The organism is Actinoplanes sp. G11-F43 (genome assembly GCF_050589265.1).
In the GTDB taxonomy this organism is placed as follows: domain Bacteria; phylum Actinomycetota; class Actinomycetes; order Mycobacteriales; family Micromonosporaceae; genus Actinoplanes.
Map to the genome: position 1 here is coordinate 1 of NZ_JBNZCE010000065.1, position 22,110 is coordinate 22,110.

The 22,110-nt window shown below is 70.6% G+C and carries 22 protein-coding genes; 15 read left to right on the top strand and 7 right to left on the bottom strand.

Features of this window, described 5'->3' with window-relative positions; genetic code table 11:
* Positions 1 to 40: 40 nt before the first annotated feature.
* On the bottom strand, positions 41 to 1,720 hold the full coding sequence (locus ACQ0O7_RS43680) for a PEP/pyruvate-binding domain-containing protein (protein WP_430791826.1): 1,680 nt from the start codon (positions 1,718 to 1,720) through the stop codon (positions 41 to 43).
* 1,698 nt (positions 1,721 to 3,418) lie between these two features.
* Between ACQ0O7_RS43680 and ACQ0O7_RS43685 the strand changes: the two genes are divergently transcribed.
* Positions 3,419 to 3,676 carry a hypothetical protein gene (locus ACQ0O7_RS43685; RefSeq protein WP_430791827.1) on the top strand — a complete coding sequence of 86 codons (258 nt, stop codon included), beginning with the start codon at positions 3,419 to 3,421 and terminating at the stop codon, positions 3,674 to 3,676.
* Between the two features lie 634 nt (positions 3,677 to 4,310).
* Here the strand turns inward: ACQ0O7_RS43685 and ACQ0O7_RS43690 are convergent.
* The gene (locus tag ACQ0O7_RS43690) at positions 4,311 to 4,721 is read right to left on the bottom strand and encodes a hypothetical protein (protein WP_430791828.1); all 411 of its coding nucleotides are present in this window, start codon (positions 4,719 to 4,721) and stop codon (positions 4,311 to 4,313) included.
* An 83-nt stretch (positions 4,722 to 4,804) separates the two neighbouring features.
* Here ACQ0O7_RS43690 and ACQ0O7_RS43695 point away from each other — a divergent pair, with 83 nt between their 5' ends.
* Positions 4,805 to 5,593 (top strand): inositol monophosphatase family protein, encoded by a 789-nt coding sequence (locus tag ACQ0O7_RS43695; protein WP_430791829.1) that lies wholly within the window; start codon positions 4,805 to 4,807, stop codon positions 5,591 to 5,593.
* Here ACQ0O7_RS43695 and ACQ0O7_RS43700 read toward each other — a convergent pair.
* Complete coding sequence (locus tag ACQ0O7_RS43700) at positions 5,588 to 6,172, bottom strand: hypothetical protein (RefSeq protein WP_430791830.1); 585 nt, start codon at positions 6,170 to 6,172, stop codon at positions 5,588 to 5,590. The genes ACQ0O7_RS43695 and ACQ0O7_RS43700 overlap by 6 nt on opposite strands.
* A gap of 146 nt (positions 6,173 to 6,318) precedes the next feature.
* Between ACQ0O7_RS43700 and ACQ0O7_RS43705 the strand changes: the two genes are divergently transcribed.
* The 3 genes from ACQ0O7_RS43705 (at position 6,319) to ACQ0O7_RS43715 (ending at position 9,271) form a co-directional block, all read left to right on the top strand.
* The gene (locus tag ACQ0O7_RS43705; RefSeq protein WP_430791831.1) at positions 6,319 to 6,978 is read left to right on the top strand and encodes a response regulator transcription factor; all 660 of its coding nucleotides are present in this window, start codon (positions 6,319 to 6,321) and stop codon (positions 6,976 to 6,978) included.
* Positions 6,978 to 8,030 (top strand): sensor histidine kinase, encoded by a 1,053-nt coding sequence (locus ACQ0O7_RS43710; protein WP_430791832.1) that lies wholly within the window; start codon positions 6,978 to 6,980, stop codon positions 8,028 to 8,030. The genes ACQ0O7_RS43705 and ACQ0O7_RS43710 overlap by 1 nt, the downstream gene beginning before the upstream one ends.
* Before the next feature lie 71 nt (positions 8,031 to 8,101).
* Positions 8,102 to 9,271, top strand: coding sequence for a mannosyltransferase family protein (locus tag ACQ0O7_RS43715; protein WP_430791833.1), 1,170 nt, complete (start codon positions 8,102 to 8,104; stop codon positions 9,269 to 9,271).
* On the opposite strand, the gene ACQ0O7_RS43720 is transcribed toward ACQ0O7_RS43715, so the two are convergent.
* Positions 9,258 to 10,478, bottom strand: coding sequence for an MFS transporter (locus ACQ0O7_RS43720; RefSeq protein ID WP_430791834.1), 1,221 nt, complete (start codon positions 10,476 to 10,478; stop codon positions 9,258 to 9,260). The two genes, ACQ0O7_RS43715 and ACQ0O7_RS43720, sit on opposite strands and share 14 nt — an antisense overlap.
* 183 nt (positions 10,479 to 10,661) lie before the next feature.
* On the opposite strand from ACQ0O7_RS43720, the gene ACQ0O7_RS43725 reads away from it, so the two are divergent.
* Positions 10,662 to 12,974, top strand: a complete 2,313-nt coding sequence (locus ACQ0O7_RS43725; protein ID WP_430791835.1) for a putative bifunctional diguanylate cyclase/phosphodiesterase — start codon at positions 10,662 to 10,664, stop codon at positions 12,972 to 12,974.
* 22 nt (positions 12,975 to 12,996) lie between these two features.
* On the opposite strand, the gene ACQ0O7_RS43730 is transcribed toward ACQ0O7_RS43725, so the two are convergent.
* On the bottom strand, positions 12,997 to 13,950 hold the full coding sequence (locus ACQ0O7_RS43730) for an SDR family oxidoreductase (protein WP_430791836.1): 954 nt from the start codon (positions 13,948 to 13,950) through the stop codon (positions 12,997 to 12,999).
* A 113-nt stretch (positions 13,951 to 14,063) separates the two neighbouring features.
* Between ACQ0O7_RS43730 and ACQ0O7_RS43735 the strand changes: the two genes are divergently transcribed.
* From ACQ0O7_RS43735 to ACQ0O7_RS43765, 7 genes are all read left to right on the top strand, one after another.
* Entirely contained in the window at positions 14,064 to 14,891 is an 828-nt protein-coding gene (locus tag ACQ0O7_RS43735) for a helix-turn-helix transcriptional regulator (RefSeq protein WP_430791837.1), read from the top strand.
* Between the two features lie 86 nt (positions 14,892 to 14,977).
* Positions 14,978 to 15,619 (top strand): GTP cyclohydrolase II, encoded by a 642-nt coding sequence (locus tag ACQ0O7_RS43740; RefSeq protein WP_430791838.1) that lies wholly within the window; start codon positions 14,978 to 14,980, stop codon positions 15,617 to 15,619.
* Positions 15,620 to 15,636: 17 nt separating this feature from the next.
* On the top strand, positions 15,637 to 16,095 hold the full coding sequence (locus ACQ0O7_RS43745) for a dCMP deaminase (RefSeq protein WP_430791839.1): 459 nt from the start codon (positions 15,637 to 15,639) through the stop codon (positions 16,093 to 16,095).
* A 2-nt stretch (positions 16,096 to 16,097) separates the two neighbouring features.
* Positions 16,098 to 16,562 carry a MarR family winged helix-turn-helix transcriptional regulator gene (locus ACQ0O7_RS43750; RefSeq protein WP_430791840.1) on the top strand — a complete coding sequence of 155 codons (465 nt, stop codon included), beginning with the start codon at positions 16,098 to 16,100 and terminating at the stop codon, positions 16,560 to 16,562.
* Positions 16,563 to 16,624: 62 nt separating this feature from the next.
* Positions 16,625 to 17,293, top strand: coding sequence for a VOC family protein (locus ACQ0O7_RS43755; protein WP_430791841.1), 669 nt, complete (start codon positions 16,625 to 16,627; stop codon positions 17,291 to 17,293).
* Between the two features lie 32 nt (positions 17,294 to 17,325).
* Positions 17,326 to 17,655 carry a PadR family transcriptional regulator gene (locus ACQ0O7_RS43760; RefSeq protein ID WP_430791842.1) on the top strand — a complete coding sequence of 110 codons (330 nt, stop codon included), beginning with the start codon at positions 17,326 to 17,328 and terminating at the stop codon, positions 17,653 to 17,655.
* A complete protein-coding gene (locus ACQ0O7_RS43765; RefSeq protein WP_430791843.1) occupies positions 17,652 to 18,644 on the top strand; it encodes a hypothetical protein in 993 nt (330 codons plus the stop codon). The genes ACQ0O7_RS43760 and ACQ0O7_RS43765 overlap by 4 nt, the downstream gene beginning before the upstream one ends.
* Before the next feature lie 48 nt (positions 18,645 to 18,692).
* On the opposite strand, the gene ACQ0O7_RS43770 is transcribed toward ACQ0O7_RS43765, so the two are convergent.
* Positions 18,693 to 19,622: a TerC family protein gene (locus tag ACQ0O7_RS43770; RefSeq protein ID WP_430791844.1), complete on the bottom strand. Its 930-nt coding sequence runs from the start codon at positions 19,620 to 19,622 to the stop codon at positions 18,693 to 18,695.
* A 189-nt stretch (positions 19,623 to 19,811) separates the two neighbouring features.
* On the opposite strand from ACQ0O7_RS43770, the gene ACQ0O7_RS43775 reads away from it, so the two are divergent.
* A complete protein-coding gene (locus ACQ0O7_RS43775; protein ID WP_430791845.1) occupies positions 19,812 to 20,120 on the top strand; it encodes a helix-turn-helix transcriptional regulator in 309 nt (102 codons plus the stop codon).
* Here ACQ0O7_RS43775 and ACQ0O7_RS43780 read toward each other — a convergent pair.
* Positions 20,096 to 20,698, bottom strand: coding sequence for a TetR/AcrR family transcriptional regulator (locus tag ACQ0O7_RS43780; protein WP_430791846.1), 603 nt, complete (start codon positions 20,696 to 20,698; stop codon positions 20,096 to 20,098). The two genes, ACQ0O7_RS43775 and ACQ0O7_RS43780, sit on opposite strands and share 25 nt — an antisense overlap.
* Positions 20,699 to 20,778: 80 nt before the next feature.
* Here ACQ0O7_RS43780 and ACQ0O7_RS43785 point away from each other — a divergent pair, with 80 nt between their 5' ends.
* On the top strand, positions 20,779 to 21,831 hold the full coding sequence (locus ACQ0O7_RS43785; protein ID WP_430791847.1) for an MBL fold metallo-hydrolase: 1,053 nt from the start codon (positions 20,779 to 20,781) through the stop codon (positions 21,829 to 21,831).
* Positions 21,832 to 22,110: the final 279 nt, after the last annotated feature.

The window sequence follows — 22,110 nt, forward strand, 5'->3', positions numbered from 1 at the left end:
TCCATTCCGGACAGCCAACGCCCGGCCAACAACCCAAATCTCACTCAACGTGACATTCATGAGTGTCGACCAGGTTTTGGATGGCTCTCAGGGATCGCAGCCGTACGAGAATGTCCGCCGCGTATTTCGCGGCCCGTTCCCGGCCCTGCTCGAAACGGCGGCGGGACTCCCCCGGCCGGAAATTGCGGACCGCGTCCAGAAGCACCGGCAACAGCGTGCCCGGCTGTTCACTCCAGCGCGGCCGGGTGATGTCGATCTCGCCGACACAGCGCATGCCGTACCGGTCCAGATAGGCGGCGAGCACCTCCCGCACCTCGCCCGGTAGATCGTCGACGTCGGCCGTCTCCACCTCGGGGTGTTCCCGGATCACGTCGGCGACGTCGAGCAGTTCCAGGCCCATCTCCGAGGTGATGTTGCCGGGCGCGGACAGGGTGAGCGTGTCGGCGGCGTTCGTCTCGCCGAGCCATTCCGCCAGCCGGTCGTTGAGCCACCAGGTGGCGCCCATGCCGGCCATCAGCGCTTGAAAACTGTCCCGGTCGGCGAGCACCCGTTTGTGTTCGGCGAACGCGTCGTCGAGGAAGTCGAACAGCTCCGCACCCGATTTCTCGGAGATATCATGCCGTAGTTGTTCAATCGACGCGGTGCTCCGGGCGATCAACCGCTCGATGATCGCCGGGTCGGGGTCCGGCACCGGTGCCACCGGCATGGTCTCCCGGCTCGGTGTCACCCCGTCGCGCTCCAGCAGGGTTTCCAGCGCGTCCCGGATCACCGGATCGCCCTTGCCCATCATGTCGAGCAGGCCGGGCCGAATCGCCGGGTCCGCCAGCCGCGCGGCGATGTCGACGAAGAGCCGCCCACCGGCCTCGTGCATCGGCGCCATCGCGGTCAGCCGCCACATCGAATGCCCGAGCGGTTTCATCGCGTCGGTCATCATCTGCTGGTGGCCGACCGACACGTACACATGCCGGTCCTGATCCCCCACCTCCGGAATCGGGAACAGGGTGGTGATCGGCCGGCTCTGCACGATGAACAGATCGTCGCCCGCCAGACACCATTCGATGTCTTGCGGACTGCCGAAATGCGCTTCGATCCGGCGCCCCAGATCCACCAACCGCCGCAGTTGTACGGGGTTCAGCACGGTCCCTTCTCCGCTGATCACCCCGTCCCTCACTCGGTAGTGGTCGGCGTTCACACGTCCGGAGACCAATTGCTCGCCCAGCCCCGCGACGGCCTCCACCGCACTGACCCGCCGATCCCCCGAAACCGGATCAGCGGTGAACAGCACCCCACTCACATCCGCCGCGACCATGCGCTGAACGACCACAGCCATCCGCACCGAGCGCTCATCGATCCCGTTACGTTTCCGGTAGGCCACCGCCCGCTCGGTATACAGCGATTCCCAGCACTTCTTGACGTGCTCGACAATCGAGTCCACCCCACTGACGTTCAGATAGCTGTCCTGCTGCCCGGCGAACGACGCGGTAGGCAGATCCTCAGCGGTGGCACTGGACCGTACGGCATAGGCCCCGTCCCCGACCGCAGCCGCGACAGCCGCCGTGATATCGCCCTGCTGAAACGCCGCAGTCGTCACACAGAACCCGGCCGGAACCTCAACCCCGTCGATGCGGGAGAGCTCCCCGAGGTTCGCGCCCTTGCCCCCGGCAACCGCCACCTGGGAACGATCCAGGTCGTACAGGTCCACCACGTATCCGCCACGCATCGCGAAATCCCCCCGATATCCCGGTCCGGCCGCCGATTCTGAGGCCGACCCCGGGTCTTGCCGCAAGCCCCCGGGTCCGATATACGTTAATCACGGCCGGAGGTGTCACGTCCCTTCAGCTAGGCATCCGCCCGGTTCGACGGGCTTCTTCTCGGGGCGGGCGGCTGGTTCTCGGGGCGGGCGGCTGGGTGGCCGCGGCCGACGAACCCTCAGTCATGCGGAGATTCCGAAACCCCGCCGCATCCGGGCTGGTTTGATCCGTTCCGGCATAGGCGCAGCGCTCGTCCGTCAGCCGGAAAGGCCACAGCGAGGGCTTGACCGCCTCGGCAGAGCCGCCGGCGAAGGCTCACCACTCAACCAGACACAAAAGACGCGCGAGAAAAAGGGCGGGTCACCAGCGGAACCCGACAGGCGCACGGATCTGCCGATGGGGGCGCGCCTCCGCCCTGCTGGGAAATCCGAGAAATGTAGCAGGATTCACTGGCGCCCCGGGCTTCCGTCCGGGATTTTCGCGAAACCTGAAAGCCGCGAGAAAAATCTGTCAAATACCGGAGATTTCCCATAGTAGTTCGGAAAGAAATCTCCTCGGCCACCGCACGGAAACCCTCAGCAACCTGGCCGTCTCGGCCCACATCGAACGTCACCGTGACCACCATCCCGCGCCGGCCACACTCATAAATGAAAAGACAATCCCACGCTCGCCCAACCGGTGCCGGGGCACACGCCGGGGCTGTGTCCGGCGCCGAGACCGGTGTGGTGTCCGGCGCTGCGGCCGAGACCAGGGCTGTGTCCGGCGCCGAGACCGGTGTCGTGTCCGGCGCTGCGGCCGAGACCGGTGTCGTGTCCGGCGCTGCGGCCGAAGGCTGCCGATTCGCCGGCAGCCCGCGGCTCGGTCCGCCGGGCTGAGGTGCTCGCGGCGCCGGCAGGGACACCTCCGGCGCCGCGGCTGTTGCAGGCCGGGCTATTGGAGCTGCCATGCTTGCTGCCGATGGTTGCCGCCGAACCACCGGGTGACGCGCAACGCCAGGTGAAGCCGCAAGCACCGGAAACGACGCAGGCACCGACCGCGCCACGGGTGCCGGGCGCGTGACGGGTGCCGGGCGCGTGACGGGTGCCGGGCGCGTGACGGGTGCCGTTTGCCTCGCAGGCACCGATCGCGTCACGGGCGGATGCTGCGGGACGGGGGTTGCCGATGTCGAAGCCGCTGCCGGCGGCGACGGTGTGGGGCGCGGCGTGGAATGAGCCCGGGTGCCGGTGATGTCGGCAGGAGTCCTCGGCGGGCTCCCGCTCTCCCGGAGACGTCGAAGCTTCTCGGCATGGCGCCGCTGCAGACCCCAGTCACGGCGAATCTTGTGCTGACGACGAAACTCCGCACGATCCGGATCGTAATTACGGGCCTTGGTCAAATCCCGCATCGCAGCAGTTTGGGCCCGGCTGAACAACGACATCTGAGCCATACCAAAATTATCCCGGACCCCGACCGCGAAGTGTAAGAAGTCGATCATGCCAAATCGCATTCCCGGACCAGAACCAAAACGAGCCACCGACACGATTCGGCCACCATCACGCCGCACCGAACAGAAGAATGCCATTGACCGCTCACAACTGCGTAGCGTGCGCGGTAACCGTTGCCAGGTCACCTCCGGCCCGTAACGGAACCAGGTGGAATCCGGTCCACCACGCTGGTGTACTACCCCCATGGACAGCGACCCCCGCCGGACGGACTGGCGGCGCGCCAAGCGGCTGCTGCTTGTCGAAGAAATCCGAGGCGACGACCGTTGCCATTGGCTTGTGTTACGAGAACCCGCGTTCATCCAAGCGGGCGAGCGCTATCGCACCGAACCCTCCGGGCTCACGATCGAGCTCGGTGACGGCAGCCGCACCACCCATGAGGGGATCTGGGAAACTCGCTTCTACCGCTGGACGCTGAACGGGGATCCGGAAGTCGGACGGTAGCGCCTCCCTGCTGATCCGGTGTCGACTCCAACCGTTCGCGGTCGTGGGTGAGTTGGAGACGCGTCGTTGCGTGGTGACGTGCCTGCCAGCCCCCGTCGAGTGCTTGCCGGACGGCGTTCGCTACGAGTGCCGAGGTGATCGGGCTCAGTTCGAACGCTTCGGCCGCTCGGCCGGCAGGTGCGCTCACGATCGGTCCATAGTTTAGCCAGGGGTCGTCAAAAGTGGCTATTACTTCCAATGTGCCGCGGAAGTCGGGCCCGTCGCGCCAGATTCTGACCTTGACGTGACCAGGATCGACCGGGCTGACGGTCCATCGGTACGCGACGTTCTCGACCAGGATGCTTCTGATGCGGGACCGGACCACGGCGGAAGGGTAAGCGCCACCAGCACGATCCGATGGCGAAATATCACCTCACTGACGAGGTGGAACATCCGGATCTGCCGCGGAGGATGCGCGCTGGATCGCACCCCTGCGCGCCACTGGGGCGCTACCCGGGCCCGGGCGGCGGCGGGTGCGGGCAGGTCCGGCGATGCTCGATCATCGAACTCCATGGCGGCCCCTCGACCGAAGCCGGTGTCCGGCCACGCAGTGACAGTGTCCGGCCCGGCGCCTCGTGACGCCGGGCGGGAAACGTCAGTACCAGGCGGTGAAGCGGACCACCTGCGGCGCCGGGTCGATGTAGTCGCCCTGGTAGATGATCCGGAACTCGGTGCCTTTGGGGACGCCGGTGGCCAAGACCGTGCGGCTTCCGGCGCAGGCCCGGACCGGGTCGGTGTAGGTCGGGTCGGCGCCCGGGTTGGTCAGCGCGACCAGGAACGTCTGGCAGGTGTCGGACGGGTCGGCGGCGTCGCGGATTCCGGAGACCGCGATGGTGCGGCAGCGGCCGTTGTCGTCGGTGACCGGGGTGGTGGAGATCCGGCCGGCGGCGTAGAAGTCCGGGGTGGGCCGGGTGGACACACAGTGTCGCGGGGCGGCCTGAGCGGCGGCGGGCGCCTGGACAGCAGCAGCAGCGGTGGCAATGATGACGCCAGTCAATATTCTCATGTCGTCAACGTCCGCCCGGCACCCCGATGACCACTTTGAGTGACCGAAAGGTGGCACGTAGTGGTGAGATAACGTGAGTGGCGATGAACCGTGACCTGCTCGCCGCCCGTGATCTCGCCGCCGACCTCGCGGTCCGGGCCGGCCGCCTCCAGATCGAGCGCCGCGACACCCTGACCATGGGCGCCCCGAAAGCGCACGTCAACGACGTCGTCTCGGATGTCGACATCGCCAGTGAGCGCCTGATCGTGGACGGCATCCACGCGGCCTGGCCGGACGACACCATGCAGGCCGAGGAGGGCAACGGCCGGGAGGGCACCAGCGGCTGGTCCTGGATCATCGACCCGCTGGACGGCACCCGCAACTATGTCAGCCGGACCGGCCCGTGGTCGGTGTGCGTCGCCCTCTACCAGGGTGACGTGCCGCGGATGGCGGTGGTGCACGATCCGGCCGCCGACGAGACGTTCAGTGCGATCGACGGCTCCGGCGCTCTGCTGAACGGCCGGCCGATCAAGGCGTCGAGCGGTTCACCGCTGGCCGAGTCGCTGATCGGTGTCAGTTTCCAGCCCAACGTCAAGACCAAGACCAGGACCGGCTTGCTGGTACGCGAACTCCTGCCGCTGTCCGGTGACGTCCGCCGGATCCCGGCCGCCCTGAACCTGGTCTATCAGGCGTCGGGCCGGCTGGACGGCGGTGTCGCCCTGGACACGAAACTGTGGGACATCGCGGCCGGCGCCCTGATCGCCCGCGAGGCGGGTGTGGTCCTGGGCGGTCACGGCCCGGACTACACCACCACGCTCACCATCGGCGCGGCTCCGGGCCTGTGGGCCGAGTTGTCGGAGCGGGTGCGCACCATCGACCGCCCGGGATCATGACCGGGTGCCGATGACCGCTCCGACCCCGGCCAGCGCGGTGGCCATGCCGGTCAGGGCCGGGGCCTGCATGGCGTCGGTGACCAGGTAGGCGAAGACCGCGGCGCCGGTCATCACGACGGCGGTCACCATCACCCGCAGCCGGGGCCGGCTGATCCGGTGACGTAGCACGAGCACGGCCGGGACCAGGAGCACGATCGCGGCGACGGCGGCGATCAGCCCGTACAGGCTGCCGAAGACGACCGCGATCGTCGCCGCCTCCAGGATCTGCGCGCCGTCGCCGGGCCGGAAGTCGAGGTGGAGCGCCACCTGCACGACGGTGATCAGCAGGACGCCGAGGGCGGCCGCGGCGGCGAGCCAGCGGTCACCGGGTCCGTCGGCGGTCAGCCGCCAGGCGATCAGCGCGCCGAGCAGCACCGGCACGACGACGGCGAGTGCCAGCGCGGCCGGGACGGTGTCGGCCCCGCCCATGGTCACGGCGAGGGTTGCCGTGGCGGTCCCGCCGATCATGCCGGTGGCGACGGCGGCAGCGGCCATCCGACCCACGCGAACGTCACTGACCAGGACACTTGCGGTAGTCATGACGGCCTCCGAAAAGTTTTGAGCAGTTGCTCAAACATGACTGTAGCCCTGTTTGAGCGACTGCTCAACACCAGATTTATCCGGAGATTATCGGCCCGCTCCTACAGTCATGGCCGATGATCACCACAAGTGGGGAACTCGGGTAGATGCGCGTACTGGTTGCCGATGACGAACGGCTGTTCGCCGACCTGCTGGCCGCCGGCCTGCGACGGCAGGCGATGGCCGTGGACGTCTGCTACGACGGCGACGCCGCGATCGAGCGGCTGGACGTGCACCGCTACGACGTGGCGGTGCTGGACCGGGACATGCCCGGCCGGACCGGCGACGACGTGTGCCGCTGGGTGCACGAGCACGAGCGGGAGACCCGGGTGCTGCTGCTCACCGCGGCCGGCAGCGTCTACGACCGGGTCGAGGGCCTGCGGCTGGGCGCCGACGACTACCTGACCAAGCCGTTCGCGTTCGACGAGCTGGTGGCCCGGATCCAGGTGCTGGCCCGGCGGACCGCCCCGGCCCTGCCCCCGGTCCTGGAACGTGACGGCGTGCTCGTCGACGTCGGTGCCCGCACCGCCACCCGGGACGGCCGCGAACTGGGCCTGACCGCCAAGGAGTTCGGGGTGCTGCACGCGCTGATGCGGGCCCGCGGGCAGGCGGTCAGCATGGAGGACCTGCTCGAACAGGTCTGGGACGAGAACATCGACCCGTTCACCAACGTGGTCCCGGTGACCGTGCGCAACCTGCGCCGCAAACTCGGCGAGCCGCAGGTGATCCACACCGTGCCGCGGGCCGGATACCGGCTGGGGGCCTGATGCATCTGCGTACCGTACGGGCCCGCCTGCTGATGGTGTCCGTGGTCGGCCTGACCGTCGCGCTGATCGCCGAGAACTACTTCTACGAGTTCGCCTGGTGGAACTGGCAGAGATTCGAACCCTGCCTGGGCGAGACCCTCGGCGCCTGCGGCACGTTCGACCGCAACAAGCCGGTCCGGTCGATCACCCTCTACGGCATCCTGCTGCTGATCATCCTGCTGCTGTACCGGCCGGTGTCGCGCTGGGTGTCGGCCCCGGTGCGCGACCTGGTGCCGCTGGTCACCCAGATCGGCCCGCAGAACCTCGGCCTGCGCATCCCGGAGGGCCGCACCGACCGGGACGTCCGAGCCCTGACCACGGCCCTGAACAGCATGCTGGACCGGCTGGCCGCCGGCTACGAGGGCCAGCGCAGTTTCGCCGCGAACGCCTCGCACGAGATGCGCACCCCGCTCGCCCTGCAACGGATGATCATCGAGGTGGCGATGGCCGAACCGTTGACCGCCGAGCAGTCCCGGCTGGTCACCGGCCAGTTGCTGGAGGCCAACGAGCGCAGCGAGCGGATCATCGAGGGCCTGCTCACGCTCAGCCAGGCCCAGCAGGGCATCGTCGCGCACAGTCCGCAGCAGCTGGACGAGATCGTCGGCGAGGTGGTGACACCCCACCGGATCGAGGCGGACGCGGCCGGGATCACGCTGATCACCGAGCTGGACCCGTACCCGATGGTCGGTGATCGGATCTTGCTGGAACGTCTGGTGCGCAACCTGGTGCACAACGCGCTGAAGTACAACCGCCCCGGCGGCACCGTGCGGGTCACACTCGACCGGCGGCACGCGCTGACCGTGACCAACACCGGCCCGGTGGTGCCGGTGGCCGAGATCCCCCGGCTGTTCGAGCCGTTCACCCGCCTGGGCCGGGACCGGATCGACCACAGCGGTGGCAGCGGCCTCGGCCTGTCCATCGTCCGCGCGATCGTCCGCTCCCACGACGGTTCGGTCGACGCCGAACCGGGCCCCGACGGTGGCCTGCGCGTCACCGTCCGCCTGCCTCTCTGAAACCGAGCCCCCGAGTACGGCCGCCGCCCCGCAGTGAGGGGCGATGGCGGATACCCCCTGGAGTGAAACCGATGACCATGGTGGAGATCAAGCCGGTCCCGCTGATCCTCCCGGCCCGGCGGACCCGGCCGTGGCGGACCGCGCTGCTGGCCGCGGTGGCGGTGTGGGCGGCCACCACCGTCGCCCGGGTCGCGGTCAGCGCCTTCGCCTGGCTGCCGCAGCGGCAGGTGCCCGAGGCGTGGATGGTGGTGTTCGGCTGGAACCGGTGGGACGCCGTCCACTACGTGCAGATCGCCGAGCACGGCTACCACCTCGGACCCGGCTACCCGGCGTTCTATCCGCTCTACCCGATCCTGATCCGGCTGTTCGACCCGCTGCTGCCCGGCGGTGGAGTGGTCAGTGCTCTGGTGGTGGCGAACCTGGCCGCGATCGGCGCGCTGGCCGTGCTGCACCGGCTGGCCGAGCACGAGTTCGGGCCGCTGGTGGCGCAGCGGGCGACCTGGTACCTGGCCGCGTTCCCGACCGGGTTCTTCCTGTTCGTCGGCTACAACGAGTCACTGTTCATCCTGCTGGCGGTGGGTGCGCTGTACGCCGGCCGGCGCGGCCACTGGTGGCTGGCCGGAACCCTGGCCGCGTTCTCGTCGGCGACCCGCCTGTTCGGCCTGCTGCTGATCGTGCCGCTGGCGTACGAGTACTTCCGCCGGGGCCGGATCGGCCGGGACGTGTTCGCGCTCGGTCTGGTCCCGCTCGGCCTGGCCGCCTACAGCCTGTACTGCTGGGTGTCGCTCGGTGACCCGCTCGCGTTCAGTGTCGCCCAGCAGCAGTGGGGCCGGGAGTACACCTTCCCCGGGCTGGCGTTGCTGACCGCGTTCGAGCAGCGGAGTGGCCGCCCGCTACTGGACCCGGGGTCGCTGGCCGCGCTGCTGGACGCCGGCACGGTCCTGTTCGCGCTGATCCTGCTGGTGGCGTGCGTGCGTGGCCGGTGGCGGTTCCGGCGCGACCAGATGTACCTGGTGGTGCACGCCGTCATCGCCTTCGGTGTGCTGACGTCCACCGAGGTCGGCGGCCGGGCGATGATGTCGGCGGCCAGGTTCACCCTGGAGGCGGTCGCGGTGTTCCTGGTGCTGGCCCGGATCGCCGTGCACCCGCTCGCCGACCGGGCGGTCCTGGTGATCGGCATGTCGTTGCACGCGGTGCTGCTGGTGGTCTACATGGCGTCGGGCGACTTCATGGTCGCGTGACTCGCCACATCGCACCCGCGGCGGCCAGCGCCAGCACGGCCAGCAGCGCCCACGCCGCGACCGGCCGCCACTCCAGCAGCCGGCCCACCACCGGGCTGGTGACCAGCACCGCGACCCCACCGGCGGTGGCCAGGGCGCCGAGGTGGGCGCCGAGATGCCGTTCCCCGGCCAGCCGGGCGGCCACGTCCCCGGCCAGTGGTTTCACCAGCATGTGCCCGGCGGTCAGCAGCACCACCAGGCCGGCCGCCGGGATCAGGGCCGCCGTCCCGCGCAGCCCGAGGGCGGGCCCGGTCGCGGCGACCCCGAAGGCCGCCGCGATGAGCGTGAACCCGGCGGTCATCGCGGTGCGCGGCCCGAGCCGCCGGGCCCGCTCGGTGACCGGCATCTGCCCGGCCACCACCTGCACCGACACCAGGGCGAACAGCCATCCCAGCGCCCCCTCCACACCGGAGCGCCGCAATTCGGCGGGAAGTGCGAGATACAACTGGTTGTACGCCACCAGACTCGCGCTGTAGGCCGCCGCGAACAGCAGGAACCGCCGCCCGGACAGCACCCGCCGCACTCCCGCCCCGAGCGGTTCGACGGCCCGGTCCGGTGGGCTCTCCGGCAGCAGCCGGGCGTGCATCAGCAGGATCAGGGTGAACACCACCGCCGCCGCCAGACAGGTGGCCCGGAACCCGGCGTACAGCAGCAGTGTCCCCAGCACCGGCCCGGTGACCGCGCCGATCTCCCCGGCCACCGCGAACATCGCGAACAGCCGGGTCCGCGGCACTCCCCCGGCCGCCTCCGACCGCCCGCCCTCGGCGGCCAGCGCCGACTCCACGGCCGGTGAGAACAGCGCCGCCGCCACCCCGGTCAGCACCACCCCGAGCAGCACGGTCGGCAGCCCGCCGGCGAACGCCAGGGTGACGAACCCGGCGATCCGGATCGCGCATCCAGTCAGCACCAGCGGCCGGGGGCCGAACCGGTCGGCGAGTGCCCCGCCCAGCACGAACAGGCCCTGCTGGCTGAACGTGCGCACGCCCAGCACCAGGCCGATCACCGCGCCGGTCAGTCCCAGGTCGCCGCCGAGATGCCCGGCCAGGAACGGCAGCACCAGGTAGAAGCCGATGTTGAACGCCAGCTGGGTGAGCACCAGCAGCCGGGGCACCGGGGGCAGGTCGAGGATCCCGGAGAGCAGACTCCACCGGCGCAGCACTGTCAACACGCCGATGATCTTGCAGGACGCGCCCGGTGAATCCCGGAGGCTCCCCCGGATGACCGACGGCGTGGCGCGGCCGAACCGCGGTCCCGGCCCGGGGCGCCGCCGCGAGCACCCGGTCCGGCACCGTGCGCACCGGGCGGGAGCGGTGCCACTCAGCCGGGCGGGTCAGGTGCCGAACAGAGAGTCGTGACCCCCGTGCTCGCCACTGAGCGCACCGTGCCCGAGCGTTCCGCGGCGTCCTCGGGTCAGGCGCTGCTGCCCCACCGAGGGCGAGCCGTTTCGTGGTATCTGACCGGGATGGCCGCTGTGGTCGCGGCGCTGCTGGCGGTCACCCCGGCGCCGGTTCAGGCCCTGGTGTGCCTGGTCGCGGTGCTGACCGAGGTCGGGCTGATCTGGTACCGGTCGTATCGCTCGCCGGTGCCCGCCGATCACGCTCCCCTGCGCCAGCTGTACGGCGGGGGCCTGCTGATCGTGACCGGGCTGGTGGCGCGGCTGGCGCTGGGTGGTGAGGACCGGGCGCCGCCGGTGGCCACCTCGCTGATCCCGGACGCGGTGATGGCCGTCGGGTACCTGCTGGTGGCGTACGCGGCCGCCCGGATGCTGCTGCGGCGCCGCGCCGACCCGGAGGATCCGGCCTGGATCGACGCCGTGCTGGTGGGGGTGACGTTCGCGTGTATGGCGTGGACGTTCCTGGTGGCGCCGGCGATCGACCGGACCGGTGAGCCGGCGATCCAGTTCGCGAACGCGTTCTTCCCGATCGTCGACGTGGTCCTGATCGCGCTGGTCGCCCAGCTGGCTCTGGCCGGCGGGTTCCGGACGCCGGCGGTGTGGATGCTGGTGCTGGGCGCGGTCGGCATGTTCGCCGGTGACCTGGTGTTCCTGGTCTTCGGCGGGGAGCTGGCCGACGTCCCCCGCGGGTATGTCGGCACCTTGCACACCGTCGGTCTGCTGCTGCTCGGCGCGGCCACCGTGCACCCGTCGCTGCGCGCGCTGACCGCACCGCAGCAGCGGCTGGTCCGCAAGCTGTCCAAGCGGCGGATGGCCGGTATCGGCGTGGTGCTGCTGGTCCCGGTGATCGTGGCGACCGTCGACCCGGCCAGCGGGGATCTCGACAAGAACGTCCGCGGGGTTCTCGTGGTCCTGCTGGTGCTGACCATCCTGTTCCGGGTGGTGTGGTCCAGCAACTCGCGGGCCCGTGCCGAGGACGCCATCCGGCGGCGGGCCACCCACGACGCGCTCACCGACCTGCCGAACCGGGAGTTGCTCAGCGAGACCATCACCGCGTGGAGTGATCAGGCGGTCGCCGACAAGCAGCAGATCAGCCTGCTCTTCCTGGACCTCGACCGGTTCAAGCTGATCAACGACCACTGGGGGCACCGGGTCGGCGACGAGCTGCTGTGTGCGGTCGCCGACCGGCTGCGCGGCCACGTGCGCAGCACCGATCTGGTCTGCCGGATCGGTGGCGACGAGTTCGTGATCGCGCTGGCCAGCCCGTCGCACAGCATCCTGGCCGAGGCTGTCGCCACCCGGGTGCTGGAGTTGTTCACCAGGCCGTTCGCACTGTCCGTCGGTGATGTGGTGGTGTCCGCGTCGATCGGGGTGGCCAAGGCCGGCGACGGCACCGAGGCGGTGGAGCTGATCCGGGACGCGGACACCGCGATGTACCAGGCGAAGGAGTCGGGGCGTAACGCGTACGCGCTGTTCGACACCTCGCTGCGGGACCAGCTCCGCGACCGGATCACCCTGGAGCAGGCGCTGCGGGGCGCGCTGCGGCGCGGTGAGCTGTACGCCACCTACCAGCCGATCATCGACCTGGCCAGCGGTGAGCTGGACGGCTTCGAGACGTTGATGCGCTGGGAGAGCCCGGAGCTGGGCGCGGTGCCGCCGCTGCGGTTCATCCCGGTCGCCGAGGAGACCGGGATGATCGTCGAGGCGGGCGCGTGGCTGCTCCGGGAGGCGGCCGGTGAGCTGGCCCGGTGGCGTGCCGAACGCGGCCCGGACGCCCATCCCCTGCACATGTCGGTCAACGTGTCGGTCCGCCAGCTGCGGGACAACAAGCTCGTCGGGGTGGTGCGGGACGTGCTCGCCTCGACCGGGCTGCCGCCGTCGGCGCTCTGGCTGGAGATCACCGAGTCGGGCGTGATGGAGGACATCGACACCGCCCTGAGCACCCTCAACGCCCTGCACGATCTGGGTGTCACGCTGGCCATCGACGATTTCGGCACCGGCTACTCATCGCTGAGCTACCTGCACCGGCTGCCGGTCGGCATCCTGAAGCTGGACCGGTCGTTCGTGTCCGAGGTCGGCCAGCAGGGTGCCAACGAGCAGATCGTCCGGGCGGTGCTCGCGATGACCAGTGCCCTGGATCTGCGGGTGGTGGCCGAGGGGGTGGAGACCGAGGCGCAGCGGGACTGGCTCCGCGAGCAGGGCTGTGATCTGGCCCAGGGCTGGCTGTTCGGGCGCCCGCAGCGGGCCGAGGACACCCGGGTCAGCGGCTGAGTGGCTACCGGGCGGCCTCGGGTCATGCGACCAGGGCGGCCGGGAACGTCACTCCGGTCAGCTCCTCGGAGATCCGCCACACCCGGCGGGCCTCCTCCTCGCCGCGCAGCCGGGAGTAGAGCGGCTGTTCGGCCGGCGCGCCGGACAGGCCACCCAGCCCGCTGGGGCCGTAGAAGGCGCCGCCGCGCGCGTCCGGCGAGGTGGCCGCGAGCAGGGCGGGCAGCACCGCGGTCGGCACGGTGCCGGTGAGCACGCCGCCGCGGGACAGCGCCCTGATCACCCGTACACCGAACGTGTCCTTGTCTCTGTTGATCTCCGGCCGGGCGGCCAGCAGATTGGTCGGCGCGATGCCCGGATGGCAGATGTTGCTGGTGACACCCCAGCCCGCGGCCTGGCTCCGGCGGTCCAGCTCCAGCCCGAACAACCCGAACGCGATCTTGGACTGGCTGTAGGCACGGCCGCCGTTGTAGGACTTCTCCCAGTTCAGGTCGTCCCAGTTGATCGCGTTCTGGTTGGCCGAGATGCTGAGCTGCGAGGTGATCCGGGCCCGGCCGTCGCGCAGCAGTGGCAGCAGGCGCCCGACCAGCGCGAAATGCCCGAGATGGTTGCTGCCCCACTGGAGTTCGAAGCCGTCCGCGGTGGTCTGTCGCCGCGGCGGGGTCATCACCCCGGCGTTGTTGATCAGCAGATGGATCGGCCGGCCCTCGGCACGCAGCGTGTCAGCGAGCGCGGCGACCGACGCCAGCGAGGACAGCTCAAGATCACGAAGCGACAGTACGGCGTACGGGTACCGCTCCCGGATCGACGCCATCGCCGCCTCGCCCTTACGCCGGTTCCGCACCGGCATGATCACCTCAGCTCCGGCGCCGGCCAGCCGGGTCGCCAGCTCCAGCCCGAAGCCGTCGCTGGCCCCGGTGACGACGGCGAGCCGCCCGGTCAGGTCGGGAACGGTGATGTCAGGTCGAGTGCGTGCCATGGCGCGATGCCCCGTCTCTCTCGGATGTGACTCCAGGCTGCGCCGGCCCCGCGGGCCCATCCAGGGCCTGACGATCCCAGGCTACGCCCCGGCCGCGGTGATAGAACGGGGAAATGATCGATAGAGCGGGACTCGCCGCGTTCCTGCGCCGCCGCCGGGAGTCGCTGCAGCCGGAGGACGTCGGTCTGCCCCGCGGATCCCGCCGCCGCACGTCCGGGCTGCGCCGTGAGGAGGTGGCCACGCTCTGCCACATCTCCGCCGACTACTACAGCCGGCTGGAGCGCGAGCGTGGCCCGCACCCGTCCGAGCAGATGATCGCCTCGATCGCGCAGGGCCTGCACCTGTCCCTGGACGAGCGCGATCACCTGTTCCGCCTGGCCGGGCACCAGCCGCCACAGCGCGGCCCGGTCAGCGAGCACATCAGCCCCGGCATGCTGCGCATCCTGGACCGGCTCACCGACACCCCCGCCGAGGTCGTCACCGAGCTGGGCGAGACACTGCGGCAGACCCCGCCGGCGGTGGCGCTGACCGGCGACCTGACCCGGTTCACCGGCCCGGACCGGTGCATCGGCTACCGGTGGTTCACCGATCCGGCCACCCGGGCGCTTTACCACCCCGACGACCATCAGTTGCACGCCCGGGTGTTCGCCTCCGGCCTGCGCGAGGCGGTCACCCGGCGCGGCCCCGGCTCCCGGGCCGCCCACCTGCTGGGCCTGCTGGCCGGCAACGAGTACTTCCAGCGGGTGTGGCGGCAGCAGGAGATCGGCGTCCGCTTCGGCGACGGCAAACGGTTCGTCCACCCCGAGCTGGGCGACATCGAGGTCACCTGCCAGACCCTGCTCGACCCGGGCCAGTCCCACGTCCTGCTGGTCTACACCGCCGTCCCCGGCAGCGCCAGCCAGGAGAAACTGCGCCGGCTCGGGCAGCCGGTCATGGTGTGAGATCGGGGCCGGTCATCCGGCCGGTGTGACCCACGAGACTCAAAGTTTTATTGATTCTTCAACATCTTGGGTCGATGGTTGTCGGCATGACGAACACGATCAACACCACGGCGGCGAAGGTCCGGACACGGGTGACCGTGCCGTTGCGGTTCCCGGACGGGTACTCCACCACCGCCGACGTGTTCACCTTCGCCGGCCTGGCCGACGGCCGCGAACACCTGGCCCTCGGCCTCGGCGACTGGCGGTCGGCGGTGGCCGGCACCCCCCTGGTCCGGCCGCACAGCGAGTGCCTGACCGGCGACGTCTTCGGCAGCCAGCGCTGCGACTGCGGCCCGCAACTGCGCGAGGCCGCCGAGCGGATCACCGAGGCCGGCGGCTTCCTGCTCTACCTGCGCCAGGAGGGCCGGGGCATCGGGCTGTACGCGAAGCTCGACGCGTACGCGCTGCAGGACGCCGGCCTGGACACCTACCAGGCCAACCTGGCGCTGGGCCACGGCGAGGACGAACGGGACTACACCGCCGCCGCGCAGATGCTGACCACCCTGGGCGCCGACCGGATCCGGCTGCTCAGCAACAACCCGGACAAGGCCGCCCAGCTGGAGGCGCTCGGCGTCCGGGTCGACGAGCGGATCCCGACCGGCGTGCACCTGTCCACGGCCAACGTCCGGTACCTGACCACCAAGCGCGACCACACCGCGCACACCCTCGACCTGCCGCCGGCAGCCTGAGAGAGCGGGAGACCGTCATGAGCGCGTCACAGGACGACCACGCCTGGCTGACCGAGGCGATCCGGGTGTCCCGGCTGGCCCCGCCGGTCCCGGACCGGTACGCGGTCGGCGCCGTCGTGGTGGACCACCACGGCCGGGCCCTGGCCACCGGGTACACCGGCGAGGGCCACCCGCACTTCCACGCCGAGGAGGCCGCGCTGGTCAAACTGACCGGGCAGGACCTGTCCCGGACGGTCCTCTACACCTCGCTGGAGCCGTGCACCACCCGTGCCTCCCGGCCGCTGACCTGCACCCGGCTGCTGCTGGACGCCGGGATCCGCCGGGTGGTGCTGGCCTGGCGCGAGCCGCTGCTGTTCGCCGACTGCGACGGGGTGGAGACGCTGCGCCGGCACGGCGTGGAGGTGGCCGAGCTGCCCGAACTGGCCGATCAGGTCCGCGCGGTCAACAGTCACGTGCTGATTCCCGCCGCGGCGTGACCGTGGGCGACGAACCGCGCTGGCTCACCGGCGCCGAGATGGGCACCTGGCTGAACCTCACCCAGATCCTGATGCTGATGCCGACCGCGCTGGACCGCCAGCTGCGCGACGAGGCGAGCCTGCCGCACACCCACTACCACATCCTGTCTGCGCTGAGCAGCAGCGCGGACCGTTCGATGCGGATGACCGAGCTGGCCCGGCAGGCCGGGACCACCACCACCCGGCTGTCGCACGCGGTGGCCTCACTGGAACAGCGCGGGTGGGTGGTCCGCAAGGCGTGCCCGACCGACAAGCGGGGCCAGATCGCCCATCTCACCGACGCCGGATTCGCCGTGCTGGCGGCGGCCGCCCCGGGGCACGTCGCCGAGGTCCGCCGGCTGATCTTCGACCACCTGACCGAGGAGGACGTGGCCCGGCTGGGCGCGATCACCGCGAAGATCGTGCCGGTGCTCAACGACCGGTCCTGAGTTCACCCGTACGAGCGAGATCGTCCGGGTTTCCCGCGCGGCGCGGCGAGGTAAGCCGCGCCATGCGCACCGACCGACTGCTCCTGAGCACTCAGCCGATGGCCCGATTCGACGGGCTGGTGCTGGACACCGCCGAACCGGCGCGCGCCGCCGCGTTCTGGTCGATCGCGCTCGGCCGGAGCATCGTGCGCCCGCACCGGGTGTGTGCCATCGCCGCCGACGGGCGCGTACACCTCGATCTGGGTTCGCCGGGCGCCGGGCCGGAACCGCTGCTGGCGGCCGGGGCCCGGCCGCTCCACCCGCCGGCGGCCGATGCCCGGTGTGAGTTCGCCGATCCCGAGGGCAACCGGTTCCGGACCGACCCCCATCTGCCGTACGGGGTGTTCCGGCTGGTCGTCGAGTGTCCCCGCCCTCGCCGGGTGGCCCGCTGGTGGGCCGAGGTGATCGGTGGGCGGGCGACCGACGACGGCGGTTCCACCACTGTGGGCACCCTCTCCGGATTCCCCGGGAGCAGTCTGCGGTTCAGTCCCGCCCCGCCCGGCTCCGGCCCGGCGCACGGCCACTTCAGCTGGCATCTGGTGACCCAGGGCCGGGAGTTCGCCGCCCTGGTCGCCGCGGGTGCCCGGATGATGTCCCGGCCCGCCGAGCCGCACGGTTCCTGGCTGTTGGCCGATCCGGACGGCAACCGGTTCCGGGTCACCGACGCATCAGCGGATCGATACATCGGTTGACGTCATACATCGTCCACCGTAGTATCGCCGCCGTGCAGGAACCCACCTATCTCATCCTCACCGCGCTAGCGGCCCGGCCGCTGCACGGTTACGGAATCGTCCAGCAGGTCACCCAGCTCTCCGACGGGGAGGTGAATCTGCGGCCCGGCACCCTCTACGGCGCCCTCGACCGCCTCGACCAGCAGGGGCTGATCGCCGTCGACCGGGAGGAGGCCGTCGACGGCCGGCTGCGCCGCTACTACCGGCTCAGCGACGACGGAGCCGCCGCACTGGCCGAGCAGTCCCAGCGCCTGCGCCGCCGGGCCGACGCCGCCGACCGCAACCTCGCCCTCCGCCCGCACACCGCCGGAGGTGCCGCATGAGTGACCGCGCTGTTCTCGCCGCGTACCCGGCCCGGATCCGCCGCAAGTACGGCGCCGAGCTGATCGACACGCTGATGGCGATGGCCGCCGGTGGCCGCCCGACCCGCGCGGAGAAGGGCCGGCTGGTGCTCGACGGGCTCCACGAGCGGTTCCGCCCGCCGGTGCGCAGCCGGTTCGCCCTGGTCGCCGCGGTCCTCGCGCTGCTGGTCGGCGGGGCGTTCGGCGCCGCCGCCGGGTCCTGGCTGGGCACCTTCGGCTACGCTGCGCTGCCCGACGCCACCGCCCTCGGCCAGCGTGTCCTGCCGACCGAGGCCCGCGGCGTCACCACCGACACCTATCTGATCACCGACGGCACCCTCCCGGCCGGGACCGACGTGCGGGAGTCCGCCGAGTCGACCCGGCAGAAGCTGGCCGCCGAGGGCTGGCGGGTCGGCCCGATCGTCACCGGCGGCGACGACCGGATCGCCGACAACGTCAACTTCACCGCCGAAACCGACAAGATCCACCTCAGTGTGTACGCGTACCCGAACGCCGACGGGGAGCCCTACATCAGCCTCGCCGGCTGGCCCCAGCGGCCCGCCGCCTACCTTCCGCTGACCATCGCCGGAGCGCTGATCGGCCTGGTCGCCGGCTGGCTGACCGGGGTGGCGCTGGCCCACCGGATCCGGGCGGCCCGCCGTCCACTGCCGAGCGCGCTGCTCACCGGGCTCGGCTTCGCGCTGATCGTCCCGCCGGCGTCCGGATTCGTCTTCTCCCTGGTGTCCTACCTGGCCACCGGCGAGCCGGTGACCGGCGGCGGGATGGTGCACGACACCGGTTTCACCTTCGGCCCCACCAGGAGCCTGCTGCGCGCCTACGACCTGGGCGAGGGCTGGATCCTCAGCCCGGGCGACATCGCGCTGTTGCCGTTCTGGGGCTTCGCCCTGATCGCCATCGCCGCGATCGCCGCCCGGCGGGGCCGGCCCGAGGACCAGGCCATCGCGGCCTGACCAGGAGGAACGGGGGCCGGGTGAGCACCCGGCCCCCGTTCCTCGCGTCTACTTCCCGGCCTGGACCGACCGGGTGCTGCGCAGGCTGGTGACGATCGAGACGGCGATGGTCACCACGATCACCCCGAGGGTGAGCGGGATGGGCAGTTTGCCGACCGGCGTCTCGGAGAGGATCAGCTTCAGGCCGGCGAAGGCGAGCAGCACCGCCAGCCCGTAGTGCAGGTGCACGAACCGGCGCAGCAGCCCGGCCAGGCAGAAGTAGAGGCTGCGCAGGCCGAGGATGGCGAAGGCGTTCGCGGTCCAGACGATGAACGTGCTGGTGGTGATGGCCAGGATCGCGGCCACCGAGTCGATCGCGAAGATCAGGTCGGTGGCCTCGACCGCGATCAGCACCACGAACAGCAGGGTGGCCACCCGCTTGCCGTCGATCCGGGTGATGAACTTGTCGCCGTGGTAGTTCGGGTCGGTCGGCACGATCCGGCGCACCAGCCGTACCACCGGGTTGTTCTCCGGCGGGCTCTGCTCGCCGTGCTGGAAGGCCATCTTCCAGCCGGTCCAGATCAGGAACGCGCCGAACAGGTACGCGGTCCAGAAGAAGGTGTCCAGCAGCTCGGCGCCGACGAAGATGAACACGAACCGGAACACCAGCGCGCCGATGACACCCCAGAACAACACCTTGTGCTGGTACGCCTCCGGCACCGCGAAGGCCGTGAAGATCATCGCGAAGATGAACACGTTGTCGATCGAGAGCGCCTTCTCGATCAGATAGCCGGCGTAGTAGGTGCCGGCCACCTCGCCGCCCTGCCACAGCCACAGCACCACGCCGAAGAGCAGGCCGGCGGCGATCCAGATCCCGGACCAGATCGCGGCCTCACGGAACCCGATCACGTGGTTGTCGCGGTGCAGGAACAGGTCGACGGCCAGCATCGCGGCGATGGCCAGCATCACCACGACCCAGGCCCAGAGGGGTGCGGACATGGGAATCCTCTCGTCCAGAACGCTGGACGAGGGTCTCCCCGGGCCACCGATACGGTGACTGCGACACCGGGAACGGGATGGCCCGCTCCGTAATGACGGCGTCGGCGTGGAACGTCGGGTACTCCCCCTCGAACTACGACCCAGTATTCACGAAGTACAGTTCGCATGTCAAACCGAGAGACGAGGAAGATGACGGGCTGGACGTTCTTGACCAACCACGCCCACGTGCTGCTGGCGATCTCCCGCGATCCCACCGTGCGGCTGCGCGACGTGGCCGAAGCGGTCGGCATCACCGAGCGGGCCACCCAGGCGATCGTCGCCGACCTGGAGGCGGCCGGCTATCTCAGCCACGAGCGGGTCGGCCGCCGGAACCACTACACGGTCCACCCGGACGGCCGGTTCCGGCACCCGGCGGAGGCCGGCCGGCGGATCGGCGACCTACTCGCCCTGTTCCATGCGCCGCACAGCTCCCCTCAGGGCCCCTCGCACGGGGCATAACCACGCCGGATGAACGCGATCGTCTCGGTCAGACCCGATTCGATCCGCTCCGCGCCGAAGCCGCCGCTCTGCAGCAGCGCGGTCAGCCCCTGGAGGGCGGCGGCGAGCGGGATGACCAGCAGGTCGACGTCGCCGGCACGGACCTCACCCCGCCGCTGCCCGTCCTCGATCACCTGATTGACCAGTCCGGTCATCCGCCGGGTGGCGGCCTTCAGCTCCTCGGCGACGTCCGGGTCGTGCTTGCGCGCGTACATCAACTCCAGCAGGGCGGCGTTGCCGGTGGAGAAGCCCATGTAGGCCCGCGCGACCCGGTCCAGCCGGGCGGCGAAGGTGTCCCCGGCCTCGGCCAGCGCCGCGCTCATCACCGCGTTCAGGCGGTCGAACCCCTCCAGCGCGAGGGCGTCGAGCAGCGCCTGTTTGCTCTTGAAGTGCCGGCTGGGCGCGGCCGGACTGACTCCCGCCTCGCGGGCCAGCTCGCGCAGTGACAGCTCGGCGGCGCCCCGGTCCCGCAGTGTGTCCTCGGCGAGGGTCAGCAGGGTGGTTCGCAGGTCCCCGTGATGGTAAGGGCGGGTCTTCATACCCCCACCCTACCGTGATGTATTCAATGAATACATAGTGAGCATTGACTACATTGTGATCACCGCATACATTGGGACGCATGACGAAGAGGCTTGACATCGCTGCTCAGCTGGGTGGGAAGGCGACCGGGGCACGCCGCACCCGTGTGGAGTCCTCGCCCCAGTTCTCCGGCGGCCGGTTCCGCAACCCCGTGCCCACCGCGAGCGGGATCGCGCTCAGCGCCGTCCCCCGGGTCGCCGCCACCGCCCTGTCCGGTGGCCGCGACCGCCGCCCGCACCAGCCGATCCCGGTGGTCAGCCCGGCCGCCGACGATGCGGCCGGACTGCACATCACCTGGTACGGGCACTCCACCGCACTCGTCGAGATCGAGGGCAGGCGGATCCTGCTCGACCCGGTGTGGAGCGACCGCTGCTCCCCGTCCCGGCTGGCCGGCCCGCGCCGCCTGCACGAGCCACCCACCCCACTGCGTGACCTGCCCGCGGTGGACGCCGTGGTGATCTCCCACGACCACTACGACCACCTGGACATGCCGACCGTCCGGGAGCTGGCCGCGCTCCAGCCCGGCATCGTGTTCGTGGTGCCGCTCGGTGTCGGCGCGCACCTGGAGACCTGGGACGTCCCCGAGGAGCGCATCGTCGAGCTGGACTGGAACGAGAGCACCCGGATCGGTCCGATCGAGCTGGTCGCCACCCCGGCCCGGCACTTCTCCGGCCGCCGAGGGGTGAGCCGCGACGACACCCTCTGGGCCAGTTGGGTGATCAAGGGCCCGACCCGGAGCGTCTTCTACTCCGGCGACACCGGCTACTTCCCCGGCTTCGCCGAGATCGGCCGGAGGTACGGGCCGTTCGACGCCACCCTGGTCCAGGTCGGGGCGTACAGCCCGGACTGGTCGGACATCCACATGTTCCCGGAGGACGGGGTGGCCACCCACATGGACGTGCGGGGCGGGCTGATGATCCCGGTGCACTGGGCCACCTTCGACCTGGCGCCGCACCGCTGGGCCGAGCCGCCGGAGCGCACCTGGCGGGAGGCCAAGGCCCGCGACGTCCGGCTGGCCATCCCCCGGCCCGGCGAGCGGGTCGACGTGGACAACCCGCCGGAGATCGACGCGTGGTGGCAGCAGGTGGCGTGACCCTCGCCAGGCGGTGCTGCCGCCGTCCGCGAGCAGAGTTCTCCGGCACCCCCGCGGCTGAGGTACGGGGGAGGCGTCGGCTGGACACGAACGAGCCGCCACCCACGGGGTGTGGGGTGGCGGCTCGTTGGCGGGTCAGCCGATCGTGACGTTGAAGATGGGGTTGGCGGCCAGTGTGCGGAAGGCGGCCAGGCTGTTCGGGGTGCTGTCGATGCTGATGTCGCGGTTGCCCTGGTCGTCGTGTTCGGTGTCGAAGTGCACGATGGCCTTGATGGCGGG